The 16,129-nt window shown below is 60.1% G+C and carries 13 protein-coding genes; 5 read left to right on the forward strand and 8 right to left on the reverse strand.

Annotated elements, in window-relative coordinates; all coding sequences use genetic code 11:
- Window positions 1–199 precede the first annotated feature (199 nt).
- Complete coding sequence (locus tag ED655_RS10520) at window positions 200–817, forward strand: TetR/AcrR family transcriptional regulator (RefSeq protein WP_122050117.1); 618 nt, start codon at window positions 200–202, stop codon at window positions 815–817.
- Window positions 818–850: 33 nt separating this feature from the next.
- Here the strand turns inward: ED655_RS10520 and ED655_RS10525 are convergent, their stop codons facing one another.
- Window positions 851–2,008 carry an MFS transporter gene (locus tag ED655_RS10525; RefSeq protein WP_122050118.1) on the reverse strand — a complete coding sequence of 386 codons (1,158 nt, stop codon included), beginning with the start codon at window positions 2,006–2,008 and terminating at the stop codon, window positions 851–853.
- 109 nt (window positions 2,009–2,117) lie between these two features.
- On the opposite strand from ED655_RS10525, the gene aptA reads away from it, so the two are divergent.
- Window positions 2,118–3,437: an omega-aminotransferase AptA gene (gene aptA, locus ED655_RS10530; RefSeq protein WP_122050119.1), complete on the forward strand. Its 1,320-nt coding sequence runs from the start codon at window positions 2,118–2,120 to the stop codon at window positions 3,435–3,437.
- 157 nt (window positions 3,438–3,594) lie between these two features.
- Here the strand turns inward: aptA and ED655_RS10535 are convergent, their stop codons facing one another.
- The 4 genes from ED655_RS10535 to ED655_RS10550 all read right to left on the reverse strand — a co-directional run bounded on the left by ED655_RS10535 (window position 3,595) and on the right by ED655_RS10550 (window position 9,050).
- A complete protein-coding gene (locus tag ED655_RS10535; protein WP_122050315.1) occupies window positions 3,595–4,335 on the reverse strand; it encodes a CDP-diacylglycerol diphosphatase in 741 nt (246 codons plus the stop codon).
- Between the two features lie 68 nt (window positions 4,336–4,403).
- Entirely contained in the window at window positions 4,404–5,954 is a 1,551-nt protein-coding gene (locus tag ED655_RS10540) for a Ppx/GppA phosphatase family protein (protein WP_122050120.1), read from the reverse strand.
- A complete protein-coding gene (locus tag ED655_RS10545; protein ID WP_231944704.1) occupies window positions 5,911–8,085 on the reverse strand; it encodes an RNA degradosome polyphosphate kinase in 2,175 nt (724 codons plus the stop codon). The genes ED655_RS10540 and ED655_RS10545 overlap by 44 nt, the downstream gene beginning before the upstream one ends.
- A 233-nt stretch (window positions 8,086–8,318) precedes the next feature.
- Window positions 8,319–9,050 carry a DnaA/Hda family protein gene (locus tag ED655_RS10550; RefSeq protein ID WP_122050121.1) on the reverse strand — a complete coding sequence of 244 codons (732 nt, stop codon included), beginning with the start codon at window positions 9,048–9,050 and terminating at the stop codon, window positions 8,319–8,321.
- Window positions 9,051–9,145: 95 nt separating this feature from the next.
- Here ED655_RS10550 and purM point away from each other — a divergent pair, with 95 nt between their 5' ends.
- Together purM and purN are read left to right on the forward strand one after the other, a co-directional pair.
- Window positions 9,146–10,204 carry a phosphoribosylformylglycinamidine cyclo-ligase gene (gene purM / locus ED655_RS10555; protein WP_062164814.1) on the forward strand — a complete coding sequence of 353 codons (1,059 nt, stop codon included), beginning with the start codon at window positions 9,146–9,148 and terminating at the stop codon, window positions 10,202–10,204.
- A gap of 8 nt (window positions 10,205–10,212) precedes the next feature.
- Window positions 10,213–10,797 carry a phosphoribosylglycinamide formyltransferase gene (purN, locus tag ED655_RS10560; RefSeq protein WP_122050316.1) on the forward strand — a complete coding sequence of 195 codons (585 nt, stop codon included), beginning with the start codon at window positions 10,213–10,215 and terminating at the stop codon, window positions 10,795–10,797.
- A gap of 81 nt (window positions 10,798–10,878) precedes the next feature.
- Here the strand turns inward: purN and ED655_RS10565 are convergent, their stop codons facing one another.
- The 3 genes from ED655_RS10565 to ED655_RS10575 form a co-directional block, all read right to left on the reverse strand.
- Window positions 10,879–12,291, reverse strand: a complete 1,413-nt coding sequence (locus tag ED655_RS10565) for a DUF2142 domain-containing protein (RefSeq protein ID WP_162993486.1) — start codon at window positions 12,289–12,291, stop codon at window positions 10,879–10,881.
- A gap of 73 nt (window positions 12,292–12,364) precedes the next feature.
- On the reverse strand, window positions 12,365–13,351 hold the full coding sequence (locus ED655_RS10570; RefSeq protein WP_122050123.1) for a glycosyltransferase: 987 nt from the start codon (window positions 13,349–13,351) through the stop codon (window positions 12,365–12,367).
- A 109-nt stretch (window positions 13,352–13,460) separates the two neighbouring features.
- The gene (locus tag ED655_RS10575; RefSeq protein WP_122050124.1) at window positions 13,461–14,288 is read right to left on the reverse strand and encodes a sugar phosphate isomerase/epimerase family protein; all 828 of its coding nucleotides are present in this window, start codon (window positions 14,286–14,288) and stop codon (window positions 13,461–13,463) included.
- Window positions 14,289–14,585: 297 nt separating this feature from the next.
- On the opposite strand from ED655_RS10575, the gene ED655_RS10580 reads away from it, so the two are divergent.
- Window positions 14,586–16,064, forward strand: a complete 1,479-nt coding sequence (locus tag ED655_RS10580; protein WP_122050125.1) for a sugar porter family MFS transporter — start codon at window positions 14,586–14,588, stop codon at window positions 16,062–16,064.
- Window positions 16,065–16,129 lie beyond the last annotated feature (65 nt).

The raw sequence follows: 16,129 nt of genomic DNA on the forward strand, positions 1-16,129 counted from the left end.
TACCCGCCCCGTCCTGTATTGATATCTCGTTCCCCAAGTGAAACAGATCATCTCCTCTTCGTCTATCCCTCTTGTGCACAAACCGGCATGAGTCCTATTTTGTGAATTATGATTCAGGTTTTCCATATGACGATGCAACTACTTGCAAATACCCTAATATCCGCCTAGACACGGTCGTATACAACGAAGCAGTCGGGAGATGATTTTGGGCGCGCCTCGGGAAATTGCGGTCGTGACCATTCTGGAGGCCGCGGAAAAGATCTTCTCCGAACATGGCTTCAGCGGTGCGAGCATTGCTGCTGTGGCCAGGGAAGCCGGTATTCCCAAAGCCAATATTCATTATTATTTCTCCACCAAGGAGGTTCTGTACCAGGAAGTGCTTCGGCGAACTGTACAGGAATGGCTCCAGGAATGTGAAACCTGGCTTCGCCCCGAGAATACAGCTTCTACGGCCCTGCGCGCCTATATCGGCTCCAAGCTGGCCTTTTCGCGTGCCAATCCCCATGCCTCACGCCTTTTCGCGCATGAGATCATCGGGGGGGCGCGCTATTTGCACGACTATCTCTCGACAACCCTGCGTGAGGCGATAGCGCCGTTCGGTGAAACATTCAGGGTTTGGATGGAGCGGGGCGAGATTCCGCAGGTCGATCCCACGCATTTCCTGTTCTGTCTCTGGGCCATGACGCAATGGTATGCGGATATGCAGCCTCAGGTAACCGCACTGCTCGGCAAGGAAACGCTCGAAGAAAGCGATTTTGATGCTGCGGCAGAAACAATCCTGGCCCTCGTTCTCGCCAGAGAGGACATAGCAGCCTGAGGCCTCTCCTCCGGAGGAGGCCGTGCTGGTGGTTTATCCTCGGGCCACCGAGGGTACACGAACGAGCAGAACAATCAGGATAGCGAGTGCGGCAAGTGCGGCACCGCTCATGGAAACAGCACCATAGCCGAACCCCTGAGACAGGACCGCGCCGCCCAGCCAGGCACCAAGCGCGTTGCCAAGGTTGAAGGCGCCGATATTGACTGATGACGCCAGAGCCGGGGCGCGTTGTGCCGCCTGCATCGTGCGCATCTGCAGAGCAGGCATGATGGCGAAAGAGGCCGCACTCCACACCAGAATACCAAGTATGGCGCCAATCGGGCTAACCGCAATGAACGGGTAGATCAGCATGATGCCACCCAGCACAGGCAGCATCAGCAACAGGGCAAATCGCGTGGAGCGATCGGCCAGACGACCACCAAGCGCTGCGCCAATGCTGAAACCGACGCCGATCGTCATGAGCGCGAGGGTGACGAGTCCCTCACTGGCATGGGTGATGCTGTGCAGGAAGGGGGCGATATAAGTGTAGAGAACGAACATGATCCCTGCACCGAGTGTCGTGACGGCAAGGGCCAGCAACACCTCACCGCCTGCCAGAACGCGCAATTCGCCAAGGATATCCGGGCGTGGATTGCTGCCCCGTGGTGGCAGGGCCATGCTGAGGGCCAGCACGGCCAGGGCGCCGAGCAGCGCCGTCACCAGAAAGGCGCTACGCCACCCCATGGTGTCGCCCAGCCAGGTTGCCGCAGGCACCCCGAAGATATTTGCGATGGTCAGCCCCATGAACATCGACGCCACCGCGGAGGCACGACGCTCTGGGGCCACGACACTCGATGCCTCGACAGCCCCGAGGCCGAAAAACGCCCCGTGTGACAGGCTGGTGATCACTCGCCAGATCATCAGAACGACATAGCTGTGGCTGAGCCCGGCACCAAGGTTGCCGATAATGAAAAGCCCCATCAACCCGACCAGGGCGGCCTTGCGCGATACGGCCCCCAGCAGCAGCGTCATGATGGGCGCCCCCAACATGACACCAAAGGCATAGGCACTCACGAGCGACCCGGCCTTGGGCACGCTGATGTGAAGATCCTGGGCAATGACCGGCAACAACCCCATCGGGGTGAACTCGGTCGTGCCTATGGCAAAAGCCCCCACTGCCAGCGCGAGCAGCGCCCCTCGAGCCGAACCCATCTTACCCCCTGCCGAATTAAAGCTTGCGCAAGTTCTTCTTACTTTCCAGATCCTGCGCCCCGTGCCACGATTTTCTCCTGATGTTTCCACAAGGAGCCGGATCGAGACAATGACCACACCATTTGCCGACAGCAATCACGACGCCCTTTGGCTGCCCTTCACGGCCAATCGCCAGTTTCGCGATGCCCCGCGCATGCTCGTTTCGGCAAAAGGTATGTATTACCGGGATGATAAAGGCCGCGAAGTCCTGGATGGTTGCGCGGGACTCTGGTGCGTCAATGCAGGCCATGGGGCACCGCGTATCGTGGAAGCCGTGCAGAAGACGGTCGCGACACTTGATTTTGCCCCCGCTTTCCAGATGGGCCACCCCCTGGCTTTCGAGGCCGCAGACCGTGTCGCGCGCCTGGCCCCTAATCCGCTCAATCACGTTTTCTTCTGCAACTCCGGCTCTGAAGCAGGCGACACGGCGCTCAAGATCGCCATCGCCTATCATCGCCTGCGTGGCGAAGGCACACGCACCCGCCTGATCGGGCGTGAACGCGCCTATCATGGCGTCGGGTTTGGCGGCATTTCGGTCGGCGGCATTTCGGGCAATCGCAAGCTTTATGGTTCGCTGCTGACCGGGGTGGACCATCTGCCCCATACGCTCGATCTGCGTCGCAATGCTTTCTCGCGCGGCCTGCCGGAACATGGCGCGGAACTGGCTGACGATCTGGAGCGCATCGTCGCCCTTCATGACGCCTCGAACATCGCGGCTGTTATTGTCGAACCCATGGCTGGCTCGACAGGCGTGCTGCCAGCGCCGAAGGGCTATCTCAAACGCCTGCGCGAGATCTGCACCAAGCATGGCATCGTGCTGATTTTCGATGAGGTCATCACCGGTTTCGGTCGTCTGGGCGCGTCTTTCGCCGCCGAGAAATACGGCGTCGTGCCCGACATCATGACGGTGGCCAAGGGTATCACCAATGGTACGATCCCGATGGGTGCCAATATCGTATCCGACGAGATTTTCGACGCGTTCATGCAGGGACCGCGCGAGGCCATCGACCTGCCGCATGGCTACACCTACTCGGCCCACCCCATCGCCTGTGCAGCTGCCATTGCCACACTCGACACCTATGCCGAGGAGCATCTGTTCGAACGCGCAGCCGCGCTCTCGCCGTATTTCGAGGAGGCTGCCCATTCGTTGAAGGGTGCGCCCCATGTGGTCGATATCCGCAACGAGGGGCTTGTGGCCGGTATCGAACTTGCCCCCCGCGTCGCCAAGACGACACGTGCTTTCGAGGTGTTCGAGCGCGCTTTCCATGAAGGGCTGCTGCTGCGCTACACAGGTGACATCCTCGCCATTTCACCGCCGCTGATCATCGAGAAGAACGAGATCGATCGCATCTTCGAGACGATCGGCCGGATCCTCAAGACGATCAATTGATCAGCCTGGGCCCCGGCGATATATGCCGGGGTTTCACCCCCATCGCGCGGATTTTTCGATCTCCTGGCAATCCGGTAGGATCGAGCCTGTTTCAGTCCCATAGTGCGACAAAGCGTCGCCTCGGCCCAAAAACGTTCAGCCACTCACCCAGCGCCCCTCAGGGGACAGATCGGGGCTCACTGTCGAGAACATGGCAGGCATGGTCCTGCAGCTCTTCACCGGAGGCATGGTCATCATCATGCGCCACGTCATCAAGCAACGCATAACCTGAGCCAAGCGGCACGAGAACGAGGGTGTGGTCCCCCATTTCCTGTTCGGGATGGGCCAAGGAACCCGCAAGTATCCTGAATGGCGAGCCGTTCAGCGTCGAGAGATAGAGGGCGCGGTAACGATGTGCACCCAGCGGGACAGGCAGAAATGACCAGCTTGGCCCGATACGGTCGCCGTACCGGTCCAGTGTCGCCCTCACCTCAGGGTCCACGCAATCCAGATGGATGTGTAACTGGTTCTGCGAGCGCCCGCGTGACGAATTGATCGAAAGGGCAAGTAACCGGTCCGGAACAGGGTGCCCATAAGCTGCGCCTACGCGGTCGCGAAAAGACCAGGCTTCGGCGAAGTAATTGGGCGTTTCGGGACGGAGCAGGACCGTGCTCTCCATCCCCGCCACCTTGTCCGTAGGAATCAGAAGATATTGCCCACGCCCCTCAAGCGAATGAAGCAGGGCAATGCCCCGTGAATGGTCATAGATCACACAGGGCTTCGTCCCTTTGGAGCATCTCGCGCTGACGAGCTTCCAGAGGATATCCGGATCATGATCCTTGTGGATCACCGTGGCGGCGCGGGATGCAGGTGCAAGACCGACGCTCAGCGCCGTAACGGCGACACCCACCCGCCACATTCCGCGCCTGATGACGCGCGGCAGAGCTCGATCTGATCGGGGAAAGAGGGACAGATTCCGACCGCCCCTCAGCATGCACGCGTCGCCGCCGAAAGAGTCATGCTCTGACCCAGTCGCTCAAGGCGACGCTTCACCCCGCCGCCCGCAGCAAAGCTGCTCTGCTCGTTATGGCTCAGCCAGAGTATGCCGTCCTCGATCGAGAGCGAGGTATTCTTGAGAAGCGCCGACGTGCCACCGCAGATCGTATAGGCAAGGCGAAGCGCAAAGCCGAGTTGCACGGCGCGGTCGCAATCATCAGGTGAGAGCAGACGATGCGAGACCTCCATAAGGGGATCGGCCGGGTCGGCCTCGTAACGGACCGCCAGTGTCAGGGCGACGAAGGCGCGTGATTGGTGGTCGAAGCCAACGCCATGCATACGCATGATACGCAGATAGGTCTGGGCTGCACGATATTCGGGATGATCGAATGAGCCGATATCAGACATACGGCAGGCCATGTCGCGCAATGCCGTTTCGGACGGCGTTTCATGCTGGAACAACGGCTCTGTCCAGCGCACGAGATCATCGGGGAGCTCCATGCTGCGGCTCAGACGATGAGCGGTTTCATCAGCCAGCGCACGACAGGGGTCGAGTGCAGCAACCTCCTGCCCGACCTTGCGCATATACCAGCCCTCACGCAGGCCATCGACACTGAAAATGATCTGTGATGGCTGCACGATACGCATCAGGCGTCGCAGGACGGTTGCGGAAAACGGGACATCATCCAGACGCTTGCGCGGAAAGCCGGGTACTTTTTCCAGCATCTTGCGCGGGGTATCGATCAGCCATGTCACCATCTCGCGCGCCTCATCGGCACCCAGCGTATAGAGATGAACGATATTGAGCGGGTAATGCGTGCGGGCAATCTGCAACCGGGCCAGGGCGCGGAAGGCGCCGCCAACCAGATAGAGCGGCTTGCCCTTCAGGGCAGGCAGCCACGCCACATCGTCAAGATCGGCTTCCACCACCTCACGCGCCCGTTTGAGGTCACCGCCAGAACGGTCAGACAGGCGTATCACCCCCAATGGCTTGGTGCAGGCCTCATGATGCCGGCCCCCTGCCACACGGATCAGTTCAAGCGACCCACCGCCAATGTCAGCGACAACGCCATCTGCATCCGGCAAACCACAGAGCACGCCGGTCGCTGCGTAATCCGCTTCCTCCTCACCCGAGAGGATACGGATCGGCACGTCGGGCATGCACTCATGCAGCGTCTCGACAAATTCGCGCCCGTTGCTGGCATCGCGAACCGCAGCCGTCGCCAGCACCTCAAAGGGGTGGGCATCCATTGCGCGCGCAATGGCATTGAAGCGGGTCATGACATCGCGTGCGAGTCTCAGCCCCTCCTCATTCAGGCGGCCCGTCTGCTCAAGCCCGCGCCCCAGACGCAGCGTGGCTTTTTCATTGAAGATCGGGATCGGATTACGGGTGACGCCCTCGAACACGACCAGCCGGACCGAATTCGATCCCAGATCGACGATGGCGGCGCGATGATGGCCCTTTGGCGCGTCAGTACCCGTCACTCTACCCTCTTCCTCAATCTTCGCGGATACGCTCGGGCCGTTCACGACGGCCCGCATCCTTATCCTGCGGTTTCTCCCTCGCTGCCGAGCCACGCCCGGAGAGCGAAGGGTTATGCATGAAATATTCATGCGCCGAGAAGGGATTAGCCCCCGGAGATACGCGATGCCAATCCCCACGCGAGGAAAGCACCCAGCTTTGAAGTGTGTCACGTAAATCCATGGTCATGATCTGACCCAGGATCTGGGCATGAACGGTCGAATTGAAGATCGGCACCATCGCCTCGACACGACGATCCATGTTTCGTCCCATCCAGTCAGCCGAGGAAATGAAGACCTTGGCCTTGTGCGACGGCATCCGATGACCATTGCCAAACGCGAAGATACGCGCATGTTCCAGAAACCGACCGACGATCGAACGGATCTCGATATTTTCCGAAAGGCCCGGCACACCGGGGCGCAGGCAGCAGATACCCCGAATGATTCCGACCACCCTCACCCCGGCGCGTGATGCCCGGTAGAGCGCGTCGATCAGGGCCGGGTCGACCAGGGAATTCATCTTCAGCCAGATCTTGGCAGGGCGTCCGGCCTTGGCATGAGCGATCTCCCCCTCGATCAGGTCCATGAGCGTGTCACGCAGCGTGATGGGGGCAAAAGCGAGCGCCTCCATATCCACCGGGGTCGCATAACCCGTCATGTAGTTGAACAGCTTGGCCGAATCGCTCGCGAGCTGGGGATCGCAGGTGAAGAAGGAGAGATCCGTATAGATACGTGCCGTGATCGGATGATAATTGCCCGTACCAAAATGGGCGTAGGACCGCAGGCCACCAGCTTCTCGCCTGACAACGAGGCTGAGCTTGGCGTGCGTCTTGAGATGGGTGAAGCCGAACACCACCTGGACGCCCGCCGATTCGAGCGACCGTGCGAGGCGTATATTCGCTTCCTCGTCAAAGCGCGCCCGCAGCTCAACCATCGCCGTGACCGACTTGCCCAGTTCTGCGGCCTCAATCAGCGCCCGCACAATGGGGCTGTCCCGCGACGTGCGATAAAGCGTCTGCTTGATTGCCACCACGTTGGGATCAAGCGCTGCCTGTTTGAGAAACTGCACCACCACATCGAAGCTCTCGAAGGGATGATGCACCACGATATCCTTGGCGCGGATTGCTGCGAAGCAATCGCCGTCATAATCGCGGATTCGCTCAGGGAAGCGCGGCGTATAGGGTTTGAACAGCAGGTCAGGGCGATCAGATACGATCATCTGCTTGAGATCGACCACTCCGATGATATCGGGCTGAACCACAACATCGTCACGTGCCACGTCGAGTTCTTCAGCGAACTCACGCCCCATGCTTTCCGGTATGGAGGCGTCGAGGGCAAGATGGATACCCACACCGCGGCGACGCTGCTTGAGCGCTGTCTCGTAGGACAGCACCAGATCCTCGGCTTCGTCCTCAAACTCGACATCCGAATCGCGGATGATACGCAGCACCCCGCCCTCGGCAATTTCCATCCCGGGAAAAAGACGTGTGATGTGCAGCCGGATAACGTCCTCGAGCGCCACGAAGCGCACATCGGGGCGGATATCCGGCTCCTCCTTGTGCGGCGCGGGTAGACGTATGAAACGGTCGATCTGCTGGGGCAGCAGAATGAGCGCATCCATCGAAAACCCCGGGATCGTCGGGTCATTGAGGCGTAGTGCCAACGCCATTCCAAGATTCGGAATGAACGGCATGGGGTGCGAGGGGTCGATGGCAAGCGGCGTCAGAACAGGATAGATCTCGTTCTCGAACTTGGCGGCGATGCTCTCGCGCTCGGCGTCTGTCAGTTCCTCACGCGTGCACAGGCGAAGCCCCGCCTGCGCCAGTTCACCGCGCAACAGGCGCCAGATGCGCTGCTGTGCCGCAAAGAGCTTCGCCGCGCTGCGGCGCACGCTCGTCAGCTGGCGCGCTGGCGTCAAACCATCAGCCGAGGGGGCGACCAGCCCCTCGCGCACCTGACCAACAAGCCCCGCCACACGCACCGAGTAGAATTCATCCAGATTACTGGCACTGATCGACAGAAAGCGCAGACGCTCCAGCAACGGGTGGCGGCTGTTTTCCGCCTCCTCAATCACGCGCTGGTTGAAATCGAGCCAGGATAATTCACGGTTGATGAACCGCGTCGGTGAGGTCACGATTCCGGGGTCGGGAATACGGGCTACGGCACGCGTGGCACGCGTCGCCCTTGGGGCTTTCGCCCGTGTGGCGCGTGGTGCCTTGGAGGGGGCGGGCTTTGAGTCCTTTTCCGAAGACGACGTCACGCGCTACGTTTCCTGTTTCTGTCCAATGAGAAGTAACAACATCGGCCCGTGAGCAGCGCGCGTCAAACCCCTTAACCCAATCATCATAAAAGGTTCCGGCCCGGTGATGGCCTGAGCGGTCAGGTTCAGCGTTCGCCGGGGGCTGGCTCATCCAGCAGTCCCGACAGGGCCTGTCGTGCAAGGACCCGCGTGAGTGGCCTGTTATGAGCAAGCCCAGCCTGATCGAGCCGGTCGACCGCGCTCACAATCGCATCGCAGGTGCGCGGCAGATGGTGCATGAGCCAATCGAGAATCGGCTTGGAGACAATCATCTGACGCTCTGCAATCAGGCGCAGAAGCAGGGCAAAACGCAGGGAATCCTCAGGCGACAGAAGCGGCACCACCGTAATGGCCCGCAAGCGGCTTGCCAGATCAGGCAGAACGATGGGCAGACGGACAGGCGCATAACGCGAAGCGATAAGCAGGGTCGTGCGTTGTTCACGCGCCAGATTGAGCAGATGCAGCAGGGCACGCTCGGATGTCACGCGCTCCAGATGATCGAGCGCCAGCGTGGTGTGGGCTGCCCCCGCAATCTCGACCACCTGCGCCATATCCAGCGTCGCCGCATCGACAACGTGCGCCTGACGCCTCGCCGCCCAGATGTGCAGAAGATGCGACTTTCCACAACTGTCGTCACCGCAGAGCAGCAGCCTGCGATCGGGCCAGCCGGTCTGGTTCAGCCAGTGACGCGCCTGGGCGTTGGAGGCCGACGGAATGAAGTGACGGGCCGCGACGCTTGCAGGCGGCCGCAGCGCCAGCGCGAGTTGCGCGGCGGCGTTGCCCGGCGCCAATCCGTCAATTCCCGCTTCTTTGTCCATTCAATAGCCGTTCCGGTCCTTTCCGAGCCGGGTCGGCTCCATTAGAAGGACAGATACTAACGCAACCGGCCAGGTTTTTCGAGCGAGGCGACAGCATGACCGATCCGATTTCTCCTTCAGCAAGCTATCGCGATTCCGGCGTCGATATCGAGGCCGGTGATGCGCTGGTCGAGGCGATCAAGCCCGCAGCAAAATCGACCGACCGGCCGGGCACAATGGGTGGTCTGGGCGGCTTCGGCGCGCTGTTCGACCTCAAGGCAGCCGGCTTTACCGACCCGATCCTCGTCAGTTGCACCGATGGTGTGGGCACAAAGCTCATGGTCGCCATCGAGAGCGGTCAGCATGATACGGTCGGCGTCGATCTGGTGGCCATGTGTGTGAATGATCTTGTGGTGCAGGGCGCTCAGCCGCTTTTCTTCCTTGACTATCTGGCAACCGGCAAACTGGCTGTTGAAGATGCTGCCCGTGTCGTGAAGGGCATTGCGCAGGCCTGCCGCGATACGGATTGCGCACTGGTCGGCGGTGAAACTGCCGAAATGCCCGGCATGTATGACTCCGGGCATTACGATCTCGCCGGCTTCAGCGTTGGCGCTGCCGAACGTTCCGCCCTGCTTCCCGCCGGCATCACCGAAGGCGACACATTGATCGCCCTTCCCTCCACCGGCGTTCATTCCAACGGCTATTCGCTGGTACGCAGCATCAAGGCGATGAGCGGTCTGCAATGGAACAGCGAAGCCCCCTTCGAGCCGGGCAGCACGCTCGCCGAAGCGCTGCTGCGCCCCACCGCGCTTTATGTGCGAACGGTCATGGCCCTGCATCATGCCGGGTTGCTGCATGGCTGTGCGCACATCACCGGTGGTGGCCTGCCCGGGAACCTGCCGCGCGTCCTGCCAGAGGGTCTGGGCGTACAGATCGAAGCCGATACCTGGCCTGTGCCCCCGGTCTTCCGCTGGCTGGCCACCACGGGCAATGTTGCGCATGACGAGATGCTCAAGGTCTTCAATTGCGGCATTGGTATGGTTCTGATCACGCCCGAGCCCGAGAAGGTTCTGGCCATGCTCGAAGCCCGCGGCGAAAAAGGCTATCGCATCGGTGACGTAACCGCCAATGGCCCACGTTATGCACTGGATGGCCAGGTTGATTTCGCCCTATGAGCGAAACAATGGCTGTCCATAAAACTCCCATTGCGGTTTTCATCTCGGGGCGCGGCAGCAATATGAATGCCCTGATCGAGGCCTGTGCGCGACCGGATTATCCGGCGCGCATTGCCCTTGTGCTGAGCAATAACCCGGATGCGCCGGGGCTCGAGACCGCACGACACGCAGGGCTGGACGCTGTAGCGATCGATCACCGTCTTTTCCCTAAAGACCGCGAAGGACACGAGAAGGCCATTGAGGCCTGTCTCGAAAAGGCAGGAATCGAGGTGATCTGCCTTGCGGGCTATATGCGCGTCCTGACCCCTTATCTCGTCGGACGATGGGCCGGCCGCATGCTCAACATCCATCCAAGCCTGCTGCCTGCCTATCCCGGTCTGGATACGCATGAGCGCGCCCTGGCGGCGGGCGATACCCGTCATGGCTGCACGGTCCATCTGGTCACTGATGGTGTGGATGAAGGCCCGGTGCTGGGCCAGGCCGAGGTGCCGGTTCTGCCAGGCGATACACCCTCCACCCTCGCGGCGCGCGTTCTGGAGCAGGAACATCGCCTCTACCCCGAAGCGCTCGCAGCGTTTCTGAAAGCCCGATAAGGCGCCCTCCTGCGACCAAAAAGCCCGGTCACGCCGGGCTTTTTTATTGCGTATTACAGGTTCGGAGAGCAGGGCGCTCCCTTACCAGAAACGTGATGCCAGAACGCTCGTGAGCGTTACAAGGTCGAAGCACAGGAAAGCGGTCATACCCAGCATGGCCCAACGCTGTGTGCTTTCCGACGGGGAAAGCTGGCCTGCCCTTGGCATGAGGGGAAACAATAGAGCCAGAAAGGGCGCAATCGGCAGGAAGTAGCGACCCTGAACGCCATCAATGATGGGCGCACCTACCGGGGTCCAGATCACATAGAGCGAGAAATAGACAGCGCCGACTGCGAGCAGCATCGCAAGCACCGTCACAAGAACCGTTCTGCCGTTTTGTGCCAAACCCCGGTTTCTGATCGCCGGATAGGCACAAAAGCAGAGCGTAGCGAGAATCGTCACATAGACAAGGCGATAGAACCAGGCCGGAAACAGCGTATCCAGCCAACCAAGCACCCCGATGAACTCGTGAATGTTGTGACCGAGATTCACCTTGAGCGTCGTATAGGCGAGCATCGGCAGCGAGAGAGGATGGGTGAGGACCCAATGCACCTGACCACTATCCGACGTGCCTGACCCATCAAGGAACTGCACTTTGGTCGGGGTCATGCCGAAATGCTGCCAGATCAGAAACGCCACAATGCTGGCCACGAAAGGGGCCACCGCCAGATATTTACGACGTCCCGCATCCAGCCATTCCCGCGCCGGAAACAGCCCTAGCGGGATAAGGCTGCACAACAACAAGGGCGGCTTGCTGACTGTCAAAACGGCGAACAGACAGGTGATACCAATCCAGAATCGCGTTGATCCCGGATTGAGTGCGCTGATCCGAGTGAGCAGCGAGGCCGTGAGCAAAGCGAGCGCAAAGATCAGACCATCCTGAGACGCTGATGCGTTCAGTGCCATCACCATGGGCAAGCTGGCGAGCAGCATCAGATAAAGCACCCCGCGTCGCGCAAGCGCGATGCCCAGCGTGCAGAGCGCAATGCTGATCACGGCATTGACGACATGCACCATGATGCTGGTCTGGATGATCGTCGCCCGCGTATGGCGGCCAATAAAGGTGGCGACTGCACCAGGCAGATAGGTGACAGGTGCATAGATCACTGTGTTGCCGAAAGAAGCCCAGCTACGATGATTGTCCCATTGTCGTTCCGCCAGAGCAGACAGCTCGCCCATATCCACCTTCTTTTCGGCGTGGAAACGCAAACTGTTGAGCAATTCCGCCTCAGAAGGGAAATTGGCGGGCAGATAGCCCCCGGCCTGCGCTGCATCGAGTTTGATGCCGACAAAACCGCCCTGGGCGATCTGAACGATCCGCGCAAAATGGTTGCGCTCATCAGGCATCTGACCGGGCGGGATGAGCAGGACGCAGGCGAGCCCCATCATGGAGGCGAAAAACAGGAAGACACGCACTGGCGAAAGCGCCAGGGCTGATCTCAAGGTAGAAAGCAAGATTTCATCCTCCGGGGAAAGCGCAATGGATGCCCGGAGGTGACCGGGCTGGTGACAGTGATGGCGCGATCCGTCAGAGATCTACGCAGGGAGGGGCCTGAAGGGCCAGATAAGCGAGACGCTTGTTCTCCTGTCGTCCCAGCGCAACACTGTTCAGAATGAGCCCACAGACCAGCGACAAGGCGGCCAGAAGTTCGAACCCGGTGGCCAGCACGGCAGATGGGAGATGCGGCACGGTGTGGGTCTCGACAAAATCGAGGACCGAGCGAAGCCCGATCAAGCCACCGACCACAGCGAGAAACAGGCCAATAGCGCCGAAAAACAGAAACGGGCGTTCCTGTTTGAGCAGATTGACGATTGTGCCGAGAATACGAAAGCCGTCGCGATAGGTATTCAGTTTCGAAAACGACCCCTCTGGCCGCTCGATATAGCGTGTCGAGACTTCACCCATCGACATGTTCAGCTGCAGGGTGTGCACTGTGAATTCCGTCTCGGTTTCAAACCCCGACGATAACGCCGGGAAGGATTTGACGAAACGGCGGCTGAAGACACGATAGCCGGACAGCATGTCAGACTGTCCCCGACCAAACAGGCTCACGACCAGACCGGTCAATACCTTGTTGCCCAGCACATGGCCGGGACGATAGGCGGCGACAGCCTCATGAACGCGCACACCCATGACGGTATCATGTCCGTTTTCGAGGGCCATACGCACCATCTGCGGGGCCGCAGCCGCCTCATAGGTACCGTCACCGTCAATCAGCACATAGAAATCGGCCTCGATATCGGCAAACATGCGTCGGATGACATGGCCCTTGCCCTGCAAGCGCTCACGACGGACGATTGCACCAGCCTCCTTTGCCAGCGCAACGGTGCGGTCGCTCGAGTTGTTGTCATAGACATAGATGCACGCATCCGGCAGGGCAGCACGCATATCGCGCACAACACCTCCGATGGTGACCTCCTCGTTGTAACAGGGAATAAGGACGGCAACCCGGTAGGCGCCAAGGGGCAGCACGGATGCTGTGACGATACCTGCCTGGTGGGGGTCTGCCTGCATTACTCTCTCTGCGAAACGATCCTGATAAGCCGCTCCTAGCATCTCAGTCGCACAGAGGCCAGATCAAGCAGGCAGGGCAACGCCTGCCTGCGATGAGGGTCTGCAAGGCTCAATCACTTGTCATATGCTCGCGCAGCAGGCCCTGAAGGCGCGGCAACAGAAAAGCCGGGTCACACTCCCAGAGTGCCGGGCTGATCAGTTCCACCGACCATGGCCCGTCATAGCCGCTGCGTCTGACCGCATCGCACCATCCTGGAAGGTCGATTTCCCCCTCCCCCGGCATGCAGTCGCGCAACACTGTCTCGTCCCACGCCTCGCCGGGACGCGGAAGCCGCCCATCGCAGAAATGCACTCCGAAGATTCTTGCGGAGTCGAAGGTATCGAGATCGGCAGGGACCGCTCCAGAACCGTGGAAGTGCCAGAAATCGACCACCACCCCTACATTGGGCGCTCCCACGCGGGCGATGACCTCCTTCGCCTGGCCCAAGGTCCGGAAACGGGTGAAGGCCGGCAACTCGATCATGTATCGCACCCCCCAATCGCCCCCGATCGCGGCAATTGAGGCGATATTCTGCACCATGACATCCATGAGCTCGGGCTCTGACAGATGATCGGCACCATTGCGCGGAAGAACCATGACCGTTCCTGCCCCCAGATCATGCGCCTCACGCGTGATCTTTACCGCTTCCTCCATCAGGGCTGCACGCCCAGGCGCATCGTGACGCTCGATGTGATCGAGCGCGCTCACATGGCTTATGCCCATCCCGGCATCGCGCACCATCTCTCGCACAGTGGCGATCGAGCCGCCACATGAGAGATAGCGGGCGAGTTTGGGATAGAATATTTCCATATCGTCAAACCCTGCTTCGTGGGCAAGGCGGATATCGGTCAATAAATTCGAGTGAAAACTCGTGATACCGTGCAACGCAGTGCGCATGACGAACACTCCTCCTGACAGACCTATCACCTGCAACACGCAGAACCGTGCCCCGGTGATACTGCGTTGATCCTGTCCCGGGCGATGAGAGGGTCACAGTCCGGCCTTGATGTAAAACCATCGGAATTCGCATTCGCTTCCGCAGGCGCATGGCTAGGCTCCAGACGTTAACTTAATGTCATCTTGGGGTCGCCCTATGATCATTCCTCCTATTCCCTCCCCTGCCTCGCATCGTTCATGCGAGACCCACCGTGCATCCTCAATCGAAGCCGCTTTCTCGGCAAATGGAGCACGGGCATGAGACGGATCCAGTCATTCGTCGGCGTTACCTCCGAGCGCCACGATGTCTCCTATGTGCTCCGGATCTGCGCGGTAGCCGCGCTGGGCGGTATTCTCTTCGGTTACGATACCTCCGTCATATCGGGGGCCATCGGGCCGATACGGGCCCATTTCCATCTGAGCGATGCAGCAACCGGCTGGGCTGTCTCCAGCGTTATACTGGGCTGTATCATAGGGGCCTTTAGCTCGGGGTGGCTTGCTCACACGCTCGGGCGCCGGATGGCGCTGTTTATCTGCGCCATCCTGTTTTCTGTGCAGTCGCTTGGTGCAGCCCTTGCGCCTGATTTCACCCAGTTCGTCATCTACCGGATTTTAGGTGGGCTGGCTGTTGGCATCGCCTCTGCGGTGTCGCCCATGTACATGTCTGAGGTATCGCCAAAGGACATGCGCGGTCGGGCCCTGTCGATGGAGCAGTTTGCCATCGTTCTGGGCGCGCTGATCGTTTATGTCGTCAATTACCTGATCGCTGCCCGTGCGAGCACTGCCTGGCTTGAGGAAATGGGCTGGCGCTGGATGCTTGGCTCGGAGATTGTTCCGTGCCTCGTCTTTTGCGCGACGATTTTCCTCATTCCGGAATCTCCACGCTGGCACATGATCCGTGGGCGCGAGTCCCATGCCCTCAAGACGCTGAGCCGGATCTCAAACGAGGCCCATGCACGCTCGCTCATCGCTGAGATACGGGAATCCGTGACGCAGCATACCCGCCAGGGACCTGCGCTCATGACGGTGCTTCGCGACCGCCGCGCAAGATGGATCGTCTTTGCGGGTGCCATGGTCGCAGGCCTGCAGCAATTCACGGGCATCAATATCGTTGTCTATTACGCACCGATGCTCCTGAGCACGACAAGCGGCAGCCTACAGAATGCCCTGTTCCAGACCATCTGGATTGGGGTGGCCAACCTCATTGGGGGTATGATTGGTGCCTGGATTGTCGATCGCAAGGGGAGACGTCCGCTGATCCTGTGGGGGTCGCTCGGCATGACCATCGGCCTTCTGGTCTCGTCCGTCGCGCTCTACAGACAGGATTCCGGACTTCTCGCCCTGCTCGGCCTTCTCTTTTACATGCTCATGTTTGGCCTTTCCTGGGGGCCAGTCGCATGGATTCTCGTCTCGGAAATCTTCCCGAACCGTATCCGCTCGATTGGCATGAGCCTGGCCGTCGCATCGAACTGGGTGATGAATTTCGTGGTGGCGCAAGGCTTCCCCATGCTTGCGGGGAACCACACTCTGAACGAGGCTTTCCACGGTGCCTTTTCCATGTGGCTTTTTGCCGGGCTCTGTCTCGGGTCGATGGTCTTCGTTCTGCGCTACATCCCTGAGACGAGAGGGGTCTCTCTTGAGAAGATCGAAGAGACCATGATGGCAGGACCGACCAGCAATGCGAGCCGCCTGGGGAACAAGCCGCTCGCCACCACACGCCCAGTCGATCGCGCATGAAGTGAGAGTGATAAATCGACCACAAGATTTGGCAGGCACAGGCGCTGTCAAATCGGGGGCCGCCA

The organism is Asaia bogorensis (assembly GCF_900465345.1).
Lineage (GTDB): Bacteria > Pseudomonadota > Alphaproteobacteria > Acetobacterales > Acetobacteraceae > Asaia > Asaia bogorensis_A.

Excerpts from the sequence above, each read along its gene's own strand:
- aptA (WP_122050119.1), top strand. The coding sequence starts at position 2,118 with ATGACCACACCATTTGCCGACAGCAATCACGACGCCCTTTGGCTGCCC.
- ED655_RS10570 (WP_122050123.1), bottom strand. The coding sequence starts at position 13,351 with ATGCAGGCAGACCCCCACCAGGCAGGTATCGTCACAGCATCCGTGCTG.
- ED655_RS10525 (WP_122050118.1), bottom strand. The coding sequence starts at position 2,008 with ATGGGTTCGGCTCGAGGGGCGCTGCTCGCGCTGGCAGTGGGGGCTTTT.
- ED655_RS10520 (WP_122050117.1), top strand. The coding sequence starts at position 200 with ATGATTTTGGGCGCGCCTCGGGAAATTGCGGTCGTGACCATTCTGGAG.
- ED655_RS10540 (WP_122050120.1), bottom strand. The coding sequence starts at position 5,954 with ATGCGGGCCGTCGTGAACGGCCCGAGCGTATCCGCGAAGATTGAGGAA.
- ED655_RS10575 (WP_122050124.1), bottom strand. The coding sequence starts at position 14,288 with ATGCGCACTGCGTTGCACGGTATCACGAGTTTTCACTCGAATTTATTG.
- purN (WP_122050316.1), top strand. The coding sequence starts at position 10,213 with ATGGCTGTCCATAAAACTCCCATTGCGGTTTTCATCTCGGGGCGCGGC.
- ED655_RS10550 (WP_122050121.1), bottom strand. The coding sequence starts at position 9,050 with ATGGACAAAGAAGCGGGAATTGACGGATTGGCGCCGGGCAACGCCGCC.
- ED655_RS10580 (WP_122050125.1), top strand. The coding sequence starts at position 14,586 with ATGAGACGGATCCAGTCATTCGTCGGCGTTACCTCCGAGCGCCACGAT.
- ED655_RS10535 (WP_122050315.1), bottom strand. The coding sequence starts at position 4,335 with ATGTGGCGGGTGGGTGTCGCCGTTACGGCGCTGAGCGTCGGTCTTGCA.
- purM (WP_062164814.1), top strand. The coding sequence starts at position 9,146 with ATGACCGATCCGATTTCTCCTTCAGCAAGCTATCGCGATTCCGGCGTC.